The organism is Cyclobacterium plantarum (assembly GCF_011290685.1).
Lineage (GTDB): Bacteria > Bacteroidota > Bacteroidia > Cytophagales > Cyclobacteriaceae > Cyclobacterium > Cyclobacterium plantarum.
On sequence record NZ_JAANYN010000001.1, the window covers coordinates 567,153 to 581,575 of the forward strand.

Here is a 14,423-nt window from a genome sequence, read left to right on the forward strand (position 1 = left end):
CTGATGAAATCAATATACCTATTGTTTTTACTTCTATCCCCTGTTTTTGGTTTTGCCCAGAAAACGGCAAGCCAGGTGGACCTCTCGGGTGTATGGGAACTTGACCTTAAGCGGCAAATGCAGGAAATTAAAAAACTTCCGGACAGCAAATTTACAGCTATGCCCGGACCTGTCCGGGAAATGTTCCTGGCATCACTGAAAACAAGGAAATATATTTTTTATCCCGATGGTGGATTTGAGGCCTATTGGCTATTGAGTGGCAAATCCCATGTGTTAGTAGGAACCTGGAAATTTGAGTTTCCGGATAATTTGAGCCTGTCGCTAGAGAACGGGCAGGATAAAAAATATACGGTTTCATTTCAGACGGAGAGCCTGAAGCTGGTTTCCGGTGAAAATACGGAAAATGTATTGCATACCCTTTACCTCAAAAGAGAAGTGCCATGAAAATACTTTTTCCCGTTTTACTTTCGTTTTCGATCGGTTCCCTTTTTGCACAGGTGAACATAACCACTGTTAAAATTTCCGGTCCTGCTTCAGTAGAAATCGGTGAGGAGGCTGTCTTTACGGTGGACTTTCATACCGAAGGGTACCGGTTGAATGGTCCGCTAAATGGCAGTTATAATTGGATGCATAGCGGCGGACAGCCCGTACATTCCGATATTTCCGGTCTCCGGTTGACCTTCGAAAAAGCGGGAGACCATGAAGTTTTTTATGGTTACAGTGAATTTGGCAGTTATTTTTACGACAGCAAGACCATAACGGTCAAAAGCCGGAGTATTTGTCCTCAGATCAGCCCCTCAGCACCTGAGGTTACAGTAATCCGAAAAGGCAGGGCCAGGTTGGAAGCCAATCCAGCTCCTGAGGGCTTTGCCTATCGTTGGTTTGATTCAGACCAGACAAGCCAACTTTCAGCTAGCAGGAAGTTTCTCACGCCCCTGCTGACCAAGAGCAAAACCTATTACCTGGCTTACCAGCACAAGGAGACAGGCTGTATCACACAAAAAATCCCGGTTCGGGTGAAGGTACTTTCCGAAAATCAGAACCGATTCACCACTTATCAGGCGAGAAAACCCATAAAATCCGCGGCAGCCTTACTTGAAAATTTAGGAGAATCGGTCTATCAAACCAATACCTATTATGACGGTATCGGGAGGACCAAACAGCTGGTAAACGTACAGGCAAATTCAAAAGGTCAGGATATCATAACTCCCATGGTTTATGATGAGTTGGGCAGGCAGGCCCTGGAATTCCTTCCTTTCCCGCATGGCGGACAGGAAACGGGACTTTTCAGGGAAAATGCGGTTGACCTTCAAAGGGAATTTTACCAACAGGCCTTTGGAGACTCTTTTTCCTATCAGGAAATTGCATTTGAATCCTCACCCTTGAATAGAATGGCTAAGAAAGCAGCTCCCGGAAAGGACTGGAAGATGGGAACTGGAAAGGAATTAAAGTTTAGCCGAAGATCCAATACGGTACAGGATGAGGTAAAGTGGTTTGAGGTGAACGAACAGGGCCTTCCGGAACTCCGGGGAGAATGGCCTGCGGGCAGTTTGTGGGTGGAGATTACCGACAACGAAGACAACCTGCGTACCCTTACCTTTATGGATGAGCAGGGCAGGGAGATTTTAAAGAAGACCCAGCTTACTGCCAGCAACGAATCCGGAGGGCACACCGGCTGGCTTAGCACTTATTACGTTTTCGATGATTTTGGCGATCTCAGAGTGGTCATACCTCCAAAAGCTATTGAGATTCTACATACCAAAGGCTGGGAATTGTCCACCGATCCTACCCTTGCCAATGCCCAGTATTTTCGGTACCGGTATGATGGTAAGAAGAGAATGGTGGAGAAAAAACTTCCCGGAAAAGCCGTTGAATACCTGCTGTATGACAGGTTGGACAGGCAGGTGGGTTTTCAGGATGGAGAACTCAGAAAAAAGGGCAACTGGCAGTACACCCTGTACGATGCTTTTGACCGGCCTGTGAAAACCGGTCTGACCGCCGACAGCAGAAGTCGATCGGAGCTACAGCAGGAACTTGACAAGCAGCACCAGGTAATACCTGTTAAAAATAATCGGGCAGCAGGCAGCATTAAAACCGACATTTCCTCCAGATTCAGTGGACATGAGACATTACTGGCCTCAGAAAGCATTACCCTGCGCCCCGGCTTCCATTTTAGAGCCACCGGAAATAGCAGTTTTTCCGGCAGCATTGCTGAAGTGGAAAAAGCGGAAAGTGATATTTTCCCAAGAGAAGAAGGTGAAATCCTTACTTTGAGCTACTATGACAGTTATGAAAATACACCTGCAGGAAGATACAAACAGGCACCTGGTTACCCCCCTTCCCCTTCCTCCCGGACCACAGGGTTGTTGACGGTAAAGAAAATCAAAGACCTGGAAAGTGGCAGGTATACTACCAGTACCTATTTTTATGACGAAAAAGGTCGGGAAATACAATCCCTGGAAGAGCATCCTTTGGGGGCTACCATCAGGCGCTCCAGCCGGTACAATTTTGAAGGTCAGGTGACGGAAACGCTTTCGGAATTGATTCATCCGGTTAATATGACGATACGGAAGATGTATTACTATAACCACGCCGGTCTGCTTTCCAGTATTAGCCAGCAGATCGATAATGGTGCTACCGTTACCCTCGCAAGTTATAGCTACGATGAACTGGGTAGAAAATCGGGAGTACATTTCCCTGCCATTCCCGATGCTGGTCAGGATTTCAGATACACTATCCGGGGCTGGTTAGCAGAAATAGGAAGTTCTTCTCCGGGCCTTTTTTCCCAGAGCCTGTCCTATCAGGAAAGCGGTAAAAGATGGGACGGCAACATTATGGGTTCCAAATGGTCTGGTTTGGACGGGACATTCCGGCAGTACGATTACCACTACGATAAGCCTGGCAGACTGCTTCAGGCCGATTATAATGTAGCCACCTCGCCTGGGGAAAATAATCGGTATTCCCTGGATCAGATCAGCTATGATGCCAATGGCAATATCAAAACCCTGAAAAGAAGGGGTGCCCTTACCGAAAAAAAATATGGATTGGTGGATGATCTGAAATACCAATACGAAAGCAGTTCCAGCCTGGGTGAATATGGCAACCGACTGACCCGTGTCAAGGATGGTCAGTCCGGCATTGCCCATTTATCGGCCGATTTCAAACCCAACCATTCTCCCGGAAAGTACAAGTATGATGCCAATGGCAACCAGCAAACCAATCAGGACAAAGGTCTTTCCGTTATGACCTATAACCTATTGAACCTGCCGGAGGAGTTTGCCTTTTCCAATGGAGATCGATTGAAGTTTGCTTACGATGCTTCAGGCAGCAAGCGTCGACAAGTTGCTTACCGAAATGGAAAGCAGGTAAAGGAAATGCAATATATAGGGGATTTTGTTTTCCTGGATGGCCGGCTTGACCACCTGCTGCATGAGGAGGGCCGGGTGGTATTTGAATCGGGAAAGGCCAATTATGAATTTTTCCTCAGGGATCACCTGGGCAATGTCCGGCAAGTGCTTCGTTCACCTCAAACCGAAAGGGTTACTGCCACCATGGAAATGGCCAATGCCAAAAAGGAAGCCGAAGCCTTTGGTCAGATTGCGCCCAGCAGGCAGCTGGGTCCGGAACACAATACGACTCCCGGAGGAACCCAGGTTGCCTGGCTGAATGCAGGACGGGGCAGGCTGCTGGGTCCGTCCCGCCGGCAGGAAGTGGGCATGGGAAGCCTTATCATGCTCTCCGCACAGGCCAAATACGAGGCTCCTGTGAAACCCAGCGTTCGGCCGGAGGATTTTATAAAAGCCGGTATCAGGGAAGGATTGATCGCAGATTTGGGGGAAATAGGCATTTCCAATTCGGTGCCAACGGGTTTGGGGATTTTACAATTGGTCGATTTGGTGATCAGAGACCTGCAACAAAAAGCCGCCCCTGAGGCCTATATGATGTATGCTTTGTACGATAAGCAGGGAAAACTTTATGAAAGCGGCAAGGAGCTGCTCAGTAAAAAAGCAGCCAACGGGCATGAAAAACTGGAAAAAGAGCTGTATATTAGTCAGGAAGGTTATATGGAAGCCTTTCTGGTGAACGAAACGGCAGAAAATGTCTGGTTTGATGATTTCACGGTGGAGACGACCCTTTCTCCCGTCATTCAGGAAACCCACTATGATCCCTGGGGTTTGGAGTTGGCCGGTCTGGGATATCAGCGAGAGGGGGTGAAGGAGAACAGGTATCTATATAATGGGAAGGAGCTTCTCTATGACCATAATCTTAATCTATATGATTTTGGAGCTAGACAATATGATCCTGTGTTGGGAAGATGGATGACCGTGGATCCCATGGCCAGCGAGAGAGATTGGCTTTCTCCCTACAACTATGTGCAGAACAATCCGCTGAACAGGATCGATCCTGATGGGATGTTGGATGAGTATAATTACTATGTTAATACGGGAGAAATTGAATGGGTAAGTGATTTAGGTGGCGACGAGTTTCAATTTGTGAATGTGGTTAATAGCAAGGCCGAAAGGTTGGGCCGTGGTAGTGTTTCAGGCAGCGAAGTACATGTCTATAGGCTGAGGGAAAGTGTGGTATTAACGAGTTTCGATGCCCAGTTCGATGATAAATCATATAACAGGAAAAATGGTTACCAATATTCTTTGACTGATTTCCAATTAAGAAACGAATACAGGAAAACGGACAATGTATTTGGGAGTTTTATAGACAAGGCTGAAAAGGAAGGCAAAGCACAGCCAATTTCATCTAGAGATGATGAGATGAGGTTCGGATATTTAACAAGTAGGCTTAGGATGATGGGGTCTGCAATTGAGATGGGATTAACACTCGCAGATCCTAACCCTACAGGTAAGCCATTCATTGTCGGAGGTTCACGGTATTTTTCTCGTACGGTCGGAGCAACTGGATCGCAAGGAGTTAGTGCATTGACTAATTCGAATTCAGGTTGGAAAGCCTTCTTAAAAGCAAATACTGGGAAGTACAGTGGAACAGGTTGGCAAAAAAGAGCTGCTGCTGATTATTATAAATCTTCATTTTATAAAAAATGATAAGGGTACTAATCATATTCATTTTTTGCATTCCTTTTTTAGGCTGTTCAAACGAGTATTTGGATAAAAAGGGGATAGTTATTGAGAGTCATGTGGTTCCCGGGCCTCGGGGGTTTGGGTTTACTGATGTGGCGCAAATCAGTTTTGAGAATGAGGGTAATCTAGACACAATAACAATTAGGCATACTGGAATAAGGCTGAACGCGGGAGATTCGGTACTAATCAGTTTGAATGTGAAAAAACCCAGAAGTTCTAAATTGAAGCAGATAGCATTTAGGCAGAATGGTTCAGAGGCATATATTCCTATTGAACCTACAAAAGAAAAGCTGTATCAATATTATGTTATTGACCAAAAGCCATTATTCAAAGGAGCAACATATTATATGGAAAATGACAGTTTGGTTCCTGTGTTTTTGAAAAAAGAGTTATTAAAAATTCAACGGGAAATTTCCGGTCGTATGGCAATTTATCTTATAATTGATGAGCAGGGCAAAGCATTTGTGGAAGAAATATTAATGGCAGATGACACAACTGAAAGTAATTTAAGAGATATAGTGGAAAGCATGCCGCTTTTTGAACCGGGGAAGCATAAAGGGGAGAAAGTCAAGGTTTCCTACTTGGTAGAAATAAAATAAAAAAGATCATTTGGTATTTTTTTTATGCGCAAAACCATTACGCTGTCCATTCTGTTTTTTGCAAAGAAAGAAGGCTTTCAAAATGTCAGATACTATAATATTGTATCGAAGGATAGGTGTTTTAGATAATTCTGTGTAAAACCATAGCTAGCCTTGTGTTTCTTAAAGATTACTTCGGTATTAATATTTGGTGGTTAATCCCTGGATTAATAGCAATTCCTGTATCCTTTTATGCTACAGTGTCAAAATCCGTAAACGATAAAATAAAATGGATCAATAGGTTTAAAATTTAAGGTTCATGAGGATTATATTAATGTTTTTATTATTGCCTATGTGCAGCTATGCACAGGAAGAGCGGATCATAGAAATCACTTCCAATAGCCAGGGTGATAATAATGTTTTTCTGATAGTAGACACACCTCCTAGATTCAAAGGAGGTGAGCAAAAGCAAGTGAAGTTTTATGAGAAAATTTCGAAGTTTGATATTCCAAAAAGGCATGAACGTGGCTTCCCAGTTTATTTTCAAATAGTAGTAAATGAAGATGGATCTATTTCTAATGTTGAAATTATTAATGATCCTTCGCAATTTTTGGTAAACGAGGTAACAAGAATTATTAAGTTGATGCCATTATGGGTTCCTGGGAGAATAAATGGAAAGGCTGTAAAGTTAGGGTAACCCAAAAAATAAATTTTTTAGTAAACGATCAACAACTATCTTCCGTGGTTCACTTCAATAGGAATGTGGCTTTAGCCCATTCCTTGAAATTGGAGTTAATATCCCCCGGCTTTAGCCAAAATTTACGCGCATTATAAAGAAATGACTGACATTCAATGTCTAAGAACCCAATTGTTTAGCTGAAACCAATAGCGCTGGATAATCCCATTGCCTGGAGCTATATGGCAATTGAGTCCAATAGATACAACTTTCTCCGCAATACTTGCTGATTTCTGCTATCAATAAAGTGTCTGGGTTTTCGAATTTTTATTGCTATGCTAAGCGTTGAAACGGTTCAGAATCTCCTATTTGTGCAGGATTACGTTCAACGTTCGGATATAAGTTCATTGCCTCATGATTGTACTTTTTTTGACCTCCTGACGGTATCATCTAAAAAAGTCGTTGGTACTCTTACCCAGCAGATAGTAGGGGAATTACCCAAAGCCTGCCCTGTTTTCCCGATCAGGAAAGCACCAGGGATGTTTTCAGCAATCGGTAAGCCAACTCTTTTAAGGCCCTTTCTATCCTTTCGGTCTCAGCCGGGCTGGGTTTTTTCGTGCCGGAAGAAAAGGCCTCAAGTTGGGAGCTGCTGATCTCCGAGAGTGCGGCCAGTTGCTCTTTGTTCAGTACAGCAAATTCGCTGAAAAAAGCAGGACATTGGTAGTAATGGTTGAATTCGACAGTCTCCGAGTCCAGGCTTTCAAATTCCCACAACAATTTTTTAATTTGTGTTTCCAGCTCCGGAATACTGGGTGCAGTTTGGGTAAGGGGGTTGTTTTTGTAGGATAGGCTGCCCTTAAAGTTGTCGTTTTCTCTTGAAATTAGCAGGTCAAGTTTAAGCGTGTTCATTGCAGTCTTTTTTTGGTTGATGGGATATTTATTCGATCCTTTAAGGTAGGAAAAAAGTACAACAAGGTCAGTAGGGGATACGATACGCTCAGCGTATTTTTTAAAATCCATGAATCGCTTCCCATGCCTGCAGGCGGTCTTTTGCTTCTACAGGGGTTTTGTTTTAATTTTTGACCTGCCGAATAAAATGGTACAGATCCAAACCTTCACTTCTCATTCTCTTTGCGAGTCCATTTTGAGAGCACTATCATCTTTTGCAGAAAAAACTTTATGCCCATTCAGTGGTTAATACTATTCAGGTAATTATTCCGATATACGGATAAATTCATTTGCGGCATTGGGGCTCATTGATTTTGTTCCCAAGCCGGTCAGTTAAGCCACACATTTGTTAAGCAATAATAAAATTCATGAAGAAGTTTAAAAAGTCAGAGATTGTACTTATGGTATTGGTGGTCATTCTGATCGGGGTATCAGAATACTACTTTCTCATTGCAAATGAACCTCTAAAAGCCATTTTCATTGGTTTATGGTGCCCGACCATACTGGGCTTTTTGATCATATTTAACATGAAAAGGTAAAATGGAAAACTTAGACGTAATCATATTGACAATGGTAGTGGTAGTATCCTTTGTGGTATTTATCGTCACCTCTGTGCAGGAATTTGGCAAAATGGAGGAAGAACCTTGGGAATATGAAAAGGCTACCGGCCCCAGCAGGGCTGCCCTGTTCAACGTGTTGAGTTCCCTATTTGAAGACGATAAAATTCCCAGGAAAGACAGGGAGGAACTAAGGAAGACCATACAACGCAGCATCTCCGATATGGAAACGGACGGGGTCTATTTCGATAAAACCAAAAAGAAATCTGGTAAAAAGAAGAAATTTAAAAAAGAAGGGAAAAAGGGTGAGGATAAAACCAAATAAGACCTGTAGATCATTTTTTTGACGTATTTAAATTTTTTACCATATTTTTTAGGTTCCAGTTATGCCCAATCCAATACAAAGAGGCTTTTTTAAACGCAGAGATTTGGATGACGATCGATTTTTGCATTATCTGGGAAAATAAACATCTCATTTATTAATGGATAATTATGATTTAAAGGTTATTTTTTGTATTTTAACATATTTTTATTGTACTTTTTCCTTGATGAAAAAGTACAATAAAATCAAGACAAAAAAATCCTTCCCCCCACAATCCTTCCGCACCCTCCTGAGAAAATTCAGGACAGGCCGGTTTTTTGTCGGGCCAACCCTCTTTCCGTATTTAAATTTGTAGGTGTTCTATTCTATAAAATTTCTTCAGGAGTTATACTTTAAAAGAAACATTTTTTTATTGCGTCATCGGTAGAACTGACATTAAAAAAAAACGCAGAAATCGGGATGACGATGTGGGTTTTTAATATGTTGACCTACAGGTATTTAACAAAAAAGTAATCGATAGCGATGATGATGGTTGCGAGATTTCACCCCGACTTTCGGTTAGCATGTATAGCAATAAGGGGTATTGAGATTTTAATGAATTTTACTTATTTTAGATCATGCATCCGTACATTCCCCATTTGTTGGACGATATCGCCAGGTCCCACCGAGACCGGGATTCCTTGAAACGAGAACCTTTGCAAAGCATGGAGGAGGAATTTGAAGCAATGGAACGCTGGCTATCAGAGGAACCGACCACTACTTTTGGCCATTATTGTGGGTTGAAAAGCGTCGATTTTCCTCCTGCCAAACAACTATCGGACGCGGATATGGAACTGGTGCTGCAGGCCTTTAAAAAAATGATGTTCTCCTGGAATCTGGATATAGATCTGCCGAAGGCGCTTCCCCTGTCCATTGCCTATACCATGACGGTAGACACACTGAATCAAAAAACCAGTATCGTTAACGAGGGTTTTATGTCCTTTGATTACTGTTCAGGCTCGCCAGAGGAATGCATTTTTAAGGAGTATTGTTCCTGCCTAAAATACATAGACGATTTCTCTGCGGACGAAGATGAGTAGCTTCCTATTGGAGGGATTAGGTTTAGGGAAATGTAGGTATGGGTTTGTTTTACGAGATGGATGAAAAAATCGAATAGCAGTACATTTAATTGTATTTTTTTTGGAATATATCATTAAGTCAAAAAACTCTCCCTTTGACTGAAAATATGGGCGTTTCAGCAAGAAGGAGGCTGATACAATCACATAGGATATAGGCTTCGATTTATGCAGAAACTGAAGCCTCTAGTTGTTCGCCTTTGATTTGACCCTTCGATGGAATGCGATGATAAGCTGATATTAATCATTTTAAAAAGCGATCCAGGTCATTCGCTTTATTTTTTTGAGTAGTTAAATTCACTTGCATTTCCCTATGGCCGAGGGTAGGGCATTGTTACTTTATTTTAATTTCTTTAATCTTTCCAATTTTACCCCTGGCTCCCTTCAGGGATACCTGAAGACAAAAGGTCGAGAAGGTAAATAAGCGCTTTTTCTGGACCGAGAGAGAGCTATTACTGGCAGTCTTTTCAGACTTTACTGTTCGTTGAAAAATAACAATGCATTCATTGGTCTGAGACCGGAGAATGTCATTGATGAAGCGGGTGAAATGTGAAACATAACGGTCAGCAAAAGCCAATAGGCTGACAACCATCAAATGGGATGCAAAGTAGCATCAAAAAGTGGAATTCAGAAACCACGCTAAAAAACGGGGCGTGTTCCGAAAAGCCGTATGAGTAGGAAATTTAGAAAATCTAATGTGCTATGAAAAATTATCTTCTGAGTAAACTCAACACCTTTATGATGTTGCTTGCAGCTGCTGCTGTAACGTATTCCTGCAGCCTGGAAAATATATCAGAGGATTTGCAAAATGCGCAAAAGATGTCAGAAACAGATTTGGAAAACAGTCCATTTCTGATGGCACCGGCTGGATCCTGTGAAGCTGATTGTATTGAAGCGGGAAGTGAGAATTACTATCCTGTTTCCGACCTGGCTACGGGAAGTGCCGGGCCAAACACAAAATCGGTCAGCTACAAAGCTTACAACACCGAAACAGATTTTGTAGTGGAAGTGACCTATGCGATCACTGCCGGACGATCAAGGGCAAAGGCTAGGATTACGATTGCTATTGATGGCGATGGCCTGAATTATACAAGTGTGCGCTCAGGCCACACAGTCAAACATACGGTACCGCTTCCGGAAGGCTGGTCCGGCTGTGATGAGATATCCTTCAGTATTGAACAGAAGGGATTAGGTACTCCAATCACTTTTAACGAAAGCTATTCCTTTATCCCTGTTTGTTCGGAAGTGCTAGAGATAGGTAGGAAATACCAGGGAGGTATCATTGCCTATATCTTCCAGCCTGGTGACCCGGGCTATGTGCCAAGCGAAACCCACGGGATAATCGCGGCTCCAAGCGATCAAGGTAGCGCAGCGTGGGAAATCTTAAGCGGCACAACAGGGGCAACAGGCACAGCTTTGGGTACAGGGCAGGCAAATACAACAGCCATTGTAAATACTTTTGGAGCGGGAAGCTATGCGGCTCAGCTTTGTAATGGTTTGGAATCAGGAGGTTACAGTGATTGGTATTTACCGAGCAAAGACGAGTTGAACCAGCTATATCTAAATAAAGATGCGGTTGGGGGTTTTGCCAATTTCCTTTATTGGAGTTCCAGCGAGTTTAGCTTAAACCTGGCATGGAATCAGGCCTTCACCGACGGTGCCCAGAACGCCAACTCTAAGTTTCTCGACTTCTTCCTTGTTCGTGCTGTTCGGTCGTTTTAACTATTTATTGAATTATACAACCAGTTGTGCGGCTTGAAAATCCCCTGGACAAATGGCACGCCTCTGGTAAATTAGGCGCCACCCTAATCATCAACGATGTGGATTTTTTAATCGAAATGCAGGAAGATGTCCCCGAGGAAACCGAATAAATTATCAGGATTGCGGCAGGGCCTTCCAAAAAGAAGAGGAAGCGGTTCGGCATCTGAAAGAATTTTGGAAGAACTATCATAAAACCAAACTTGACCACTATGCTCTTCTCAGGGATAAGCATGAAGATGCCATTGAAAGGGCCAACCGGATAATCCTCAGGCAGCAAGAGGTGCCTCTTTTTCAGCGGAATCCATATTGTACTATTCCTGATTTAATAGCGTATTTTAGGTTGCTGGGAGAGTAAATGCATTTCTATTAAAATCAGTAGATCTAGAAGCTGAACTTTAAGGCTGTAAGATTTTATAAAGCATCGGGTGTGTTCAGAGCATCTGCTTCCAGGCTGCTGGTTGCTATGGAGGCAAATAATTTGATCAAATCCATTGAAAATGGAGCGGGAAGGCGTCCCTCTTTATATGTTTTCGAACCTTTGCGGGAAATTGTCAACCAGTAGTGATTTTGTGTCTCATCAAATAGCTATAAAGTATTTTGCGTCTCATATTTTCGCTTCTATGAGATGCTACAGCATTTGTGTCTCACGGATGAGTTACAAAAGAACGCATCTGATTTGCTAGAAAAAAGTCTGCTATCAATCAGACTTTTGAAACCAGCGCCTAAATTTCCGATTCCGCTCCACTACATCAGGATAAACTTCCCCCCCAGCGTCTAAAATCAAAAAAGGCCCCGTCTTTTCCAAGAAGGAGCCTTTAAATTGTACCTTGGGCCGGAGTCGAACCGGCACGAGTGTTACCTCATTGGTGTTTGAGACCAACGCGTCTACCAATTCCGCCACCAAGGCATTTCAAACTATTCCCGTTCCTCGCCGAACGGGATGCAAATATGGGCAAAGAATTTTTCTCCACCAAAATTTTTATCCCCTTAAAACCCGAATATTTCAATTTTTTGCCTACATGCAAACCAAGCCTTAAAACCGGGATAGCCTGTTTCTTGCACTGGCTCTATTCCGGACTTTCGAAATTGATAAAGATCGGGCTGTCATATTTCAAACCCAGCAAATCGGCTCCATGGCCATGGTTGATGCCTATCTCCAACAGCCCCAGGCTGTTGAAAAATGCCCAGCAGTCTCCAGGCTCTACCTCATCGTAATTTTTTTGTATGCTTTCCAGCGTTTCCCGCCCGAAGGCAATCTGAAAATTGCCCGGATTGAGTTTGTTGAATACATCCATGGGTATATTGGTGATCAGGTTACCGTAATGATCTACCCGCACCACATATCCCACAATTTGCTTTTTGCTGGCTTTGAATTGCCGGCTCATCATTTTTTTGATGTTTTGAAGTGGTCCGCCAAAATCGTGGATGGCCGCTCCACTGGCCACTTTTGCCGCAATGGGTGCCAGAATGTCCTTGGCGGGAAAGCTGCTGTTTTTGATATGGATATCGGAAAACTTGACCACTATTCCCGGGTCCTGGTCGGCCAGCATGCTCAAAACCCCATTGTTGGGGCCAATAAATATATGTTCGTTTAGTTTGATGCCAATGTAACCATCGGTAATGCTGCTGGTGGTATTCAGGGCTACCAGGTGAACAGTACCCTTGGGAAACTCGTTATAACTTGCACGGAGCACGAAGGCTGCATGGGCAATATCATAGAGTTCGATATCATGACTGATGTCCACTATGGATAGTTGAGGATTAATGGATAACATTTTGGCCTTTACCACTGGTACGTAGTAATCTGCGTTTCCAAAATCCGATATGAATGTTACCAATGCCATACAAGCAAGTCAATTAAAAATTCGTACTTTTGTATTATGAATAAACAAAAATAAGCATTTTAAATTTGTTTTTAGAATCAGGTAAACAGAAGAAAACATATTGGTAGAAAAAGTCATTACATTGGAAAACATTTCCCTCCTGGATTTCCTCGGATCGGAAAATGAAAATATCAGGCAAATATCAGCAGCCTTTCCCCAAAGCAAAATTGTGTCCAGGGGCAATGAGATCAGGATCAAGGGACAAGCCCCCGAAATCCTAAAAATCAATGATATCCTAAACATGCTCCTGGAGCATTTTAATAGATTTGGGCAAGTCACTCCTGATAATGTCAAAGAATACATTGCCCTGGAAGGCATTCCTCCCAACCAGACGGAAATCAAAAATGATGTCATCCTTTTTGGCAACAAGGGCCTGGTGGTTCGCCCCAAGTCCCCCAACCAGAAAAAAATGGTAGATGCTTCCTATAAAAATGACCTGGTCTTCGCGCTTGGACCAGCAGGAACAGGCAAGACCTATATTGCGGTGGCCCTTGCGGTCAGGGCATTGAAAAACAGGGAAGTCAAAAGAATCATCATTACCAGGCCAGCCGTGGAGGCGGGGGAAAACCTGGGATTTTTGCCCGGTGACCTGCAGGAAAAACTGGATCCCTACCTTAGACCTATTTATGATGCTCTTGGCGATATGGTTCCTTCCGAGAAATTGCGGTTTTACCAGGAAAACAGGGTGATAGAAATTGCTCCACTGGCCTACATGCGTGGCAGAACCCTTCACGATGCCTTTGTCCTCCTGGATGAAGCCCAGAATACTACCAGTGAACAGATCAAGATGTTTTTGACCCGAATGGGACCAAATTCTAAAGTGATCATTAACGGGGACCAATCTCAGGTGGATCTTCCCCTGAAACAGAAGTCCGGATTGAGGGAATCTTTACGGATCCTCAAAGATGTTAAAGGCATAGGAGTGGTAAACCTCTCCGGCAGGGATGTGGTCAGGCATCGCCTGGTTAAATCCATTATCGAGGCCTACGAAAAGAATGAGGTAGAAGAAAAACAACCTAAATGAACATTTCGGTAAAAAAAATAAATGATCTGCCCACTTTGCAAAAAGCCTTTAGAATCAGGGAGGAAGTATTTGTCAAAGAACAACAGGTAGCACCTGATGAGGAATATGATGAATTTGAGCGGGATTCGACCCAATTTTTGGCCTATTTTGGACAGCAGGAAGTAGGGACCGCCAGATGGAGATTTACAGACAAAGGCATTAAGCTGGAGCGTTTTGCTGTGCTGAAACCCTTCAGGGGAAAGGGGATAGGCGAAGCACTGGTAAAAGCCGTATTGGAAGATATCAATAGCCATCCGCTTTCTAAAGGAAAAACCATTTACCTGCACGGGCAGGTACAGGCGATGGGACTTTATGAAAAATCCGGCTTCAAAAAATCCGGCGACCTGTTTGTGGAATGCAATATCGACCACTACCTCATGAAACTTTTGCCGGAAAATAAAGTATAATAATCAAATCAATAAATCAC

The 14,423-nt window shown here is 43.1% G+C and carries 13 protein-coding genes and 1 tRNA gene; 11 read left to right on the forward strand and 3 right to left on the reverse strand.

From position 1 onward, the window contains the following. Positions 1-3: 3 nt before the first annotated feature. The 4 genes from G9Q97_RS02355 (at position 4) to G9Q97_RS02370 (ending at position 6,368) form a co-directional block, all read left to right on the forward strand. The gene (locus G9Q97_RS02355) at positions 4-444 is read left to right on the forward strand and encodes a hypothetical protein (RefSeq protein ID WP_166142741.1); all 441 of its coding nucleotides are present in this window, start codon (positions 4-6) and stop codon (positions 442-444) included. Beyond that, a complete protein-coding gene (locus tag G9Q97_RS02360) occupies positions 441-5,057 on the forward strand; it encodes a DUF6443 domain-containing protein (protein ID WP_166142743.1) in 4,617 nt (1,538 codons plus the stop codon). The genes G9Q97_RS02355 and G9Q97_RS02360 overlap by 4 nt, the downstream gene beginning before the upstream one ends. Beyond that, a complete protein-coding gene (locus G9Q97_RS02365; protein WP_166142745.1) occupies positions 5,054-5,692 on the forward strand; it encodes a hypothetical protein in 639 nt (212 codons plus the stop codon). The genes G9Q97_RS02360 and G9Q97_RS02365 overlap by 4 nt, the downstream gene beginning before the upstream one ends. A gap of 298 nt (positions 5,693-5,990) precedes the next feature. After that, positions 5,991-6,368 carry an energy transducer TonB gene (locus G9Q97_RS02370; RefSeq protein ID WP_166142747.1) on the forward strand — a complete coding sequence of 126 codons (378 nt, stop codon included), beginning with the start codon at positions 5,991-5,993 and terminating at the stop codon, positions 6,366-6,368. 501 nt (positions 6,369-6,869) lie between these two features. On the opposite strand, the gene G9Q97_RS02375 is transcribed toward G9Q97_RS02370, so the two are convergent. Then, positions 6,870-7,256 (reverse strand): helix-turn-helix domain-containing protein, encoded by a 387-nt coding sequence (locus G9Q97_RS02375; protein WP_166142749.1) that lies wholly within the window; start codon positions 7,254-7,256, stop codon positions 6,870-6,872. Positions 7,257-7,663: 407 nt separating this feature from the next. Here G9Q97_RS02375 and G9Q97_RS02380 point away from each other — a divergent pair, with 407 nt between their 5' ends. The 5 genes from G9Q97_RS02380 (at position 7,664) to G9Q97_RS25155 (ending at position 11,160) form a co-directional block, all read left to right on the forward strand. After that, positions 7,664-7,834 carry a hypothetical protein gene (locus G9Q97_RS02380; RefSeq protein ID WP_166142751.1) on the forward strand — a complete coding sequence of 57 codons (171 nt, stop codon included), beginning with the start codon at positions 7,664-7,666 and terminating at the stop codon, positions 7,832-7,834. 1 nt (position 7,835) lies between these two features. Continuing rightward, the gene (locus G9Q97_RS02385) at positions 7,836-8,177 is read left to right on the forward strand and encodes a hypothetical protein (RefSeq protein ID WP_166142753.1); all 342 of its coding nucleotides are present in this window, start codon (positions 7,836-7,838) and stop codon (positions 8,175-8,177) included. A gap of 614 nt (positions 8,178-8,791) precedes the next feature. Beyond that, complete coding sequence (locus G9Q97_RS02390) at positions 8,792-9,253, forward strand: hypothetical protein (RefSeq protein ID WP_166142755.1); 462 nt, start codon at positions 8,792-8,794, stop codon at positions 9,251-9,253. A gap of 738 nt (positions 9,254-9,991) precedes the next feature. Continuing rightward, positions 9,992-11,011 carry an Lcl C-terminal domain-containing protein gene (locus G9Q97_RS02395; protein WP_166142757.1) on the forward strand — a complete coding sequence of 340 codons (1,020 nt, stop codon included), beginning with the start codon at positions 9,992-9,994 and terminating at the stop codon, positions 11,009-11,011. A gap of 26 nt (positions 11,012-11,037) precedes the next feature. Then, the gene (locus tag G9Q97_RS25155) at positions 11,038-11,160 is read left to right on the forward strand and encodes a hypothetical protein (RefSeq protein ID WP_262889452.1); all 123 of its coding nucleotides are present in this window, start codon (positions 11,038-11,040) and stop codon (positions 11,158-11,160) included. 713 nt (positions 11,161-11,873) lie between these two features. Here G9Q97_RS25155 and G9Q97_RS02400 read toward each other — a convergent pair. Together G9Q97_RS02400 and G9Q97_RS02405 are read right to left on the reverse strand one after the other, a co-directional pair. Further along, a tRNA-Leu gene (locus G9Q97_RS02400) sits at positions 11,874-11,957 on the reverse strand. Between the two features lie 160 nt (positions 11,958-12,117). Then, a complete protein-coding gene (locus G9Q97_RS02405; protein ID WP_166142759.1) occupies positions 12,118-12,894 on the reverse strand; it encodes an SAM hydrolase/SAM-dependent halogenase family protein in 777 nt (258 codons plus the stop codon). Between the two features lie 100 nt (positions 12,895-12,994). Between G9Q97_RS02405 and G9Q97_RS02410 the strand changes: the two genes are divergently transcribed. Both G9Q97_RS02410 and G9Q97_RS02415 read left to right on the forward strand, forming a co-directional pair. Continuing rightward, positions 12,995-13,957 carry a PhoH family protein gene (locus G9Q97_RS02410; protein ID WP_166142761.1) on the forward strand — a complete coding sequence of 321 codons (963 nt, stop codon included), beginning with the start codon at positions 12,995-12,997 and terminating at the stop codon, positions 13,955-13,957. After that, a complete protein-coding gene (locus G9Q97_RS02415) occupies positions 13,954-14,403 on the forward strand; it encodes a GNAT family N-acetyltransferase (protein WP_166142763.1) in 450 nt (149 codons plus the stop codon). The genes G9Q97_RS02410 and G9Q97_RS02415 overlap by 4 nt, the downstream gene beginning before the upstream one ends. Positions 14,404-14,423 lie beyond the last annotated feature (20 nt).

What these genes read in the sequence shown, in the direction of transcription:
- G9Q97_RS02355 (WP_166142741.1), top strand. Translation starts at nt 4, where the DNA reads ATGAAATCAATATACCTATTGTTTTTACTTCTATCCCCTGTTTTTGGT.
- G9Q97_RS02360 (WP_166142743.1), top strand. Translation starts at nt 441, where the DNA reads ATGAAAATACTTTTTCCCGTTTTACTTTCGTTTTCGATCGGTTCCCTT.
- G9Q97_RS02365 (WP_166142745.1), top strand. Translation starts at nt 5,054, where the DNA reads ATGATAAGGGTACTAATCATATTCATTTTTTGCATTCCTTTTTTAGGC.
- G9Q97_RS02370 (WP_166142747.1), top strand. Translation starts at nt 5,991, where the DNA reads ATGAGGATTATATTAATGTTTTTATTATTGCCTATGTGCAGCTATGCA.
- G9Q97_RS02375 (WP_166142749.1), bottom strand. Translation starts at nt 7,256, where the DNA reads ATGAACACGCTTAAACTTGACCTGCTAATTTCAAGAGAAAACGACAAC.
- G9Q97_RS02380 (WP_166142751.1), top strand. Translation starts at nt 7,664, where the DNA reads ATGAAGAAGTTTAAAAAGTCAGAGATTGTACTTATGGTATTGGTGGTC.
- G9Q97_RS02385 (WP_166142753.1), top strand. Translation starts at nt 7,836, where the DNA reads ATGGAAAACTTAGACGTAATCATATTGACAATGGTAGTGGTAGTATCC.
- G9Q97_RS02390 (WP_166142755.1), top strand. Translation starts at nt 8,792, where the DNA reads ATGCATCCGTACATTCCCCATTTGTTGGACGATATCGCCAGGTCCCAC.
- G9Q97_RS02395 (WP_166142757.1), top strand. Translation starts at nt 9,992, where the DNA reads ATGAAAAATTATCTTCTGAGTAAACTCAACACCTTTATGATGTTGCTT.
- G9Q97_RS02405 (WP_166142759.1), bottom strand. Translation starts at nt 12,894, where the DNA reads ATGGCATTGGTAACATTCATATCGGATTTTGGAAACGCAGATTACTAC.
- G9Q97_RS02415 (WP_166142763.1), top strand. Translation starts at nt 13,954, where the DNA reads ATGAACATTTCGGTAAAAAAAATAAATGATCTGCCCACTTTGCAAAAA.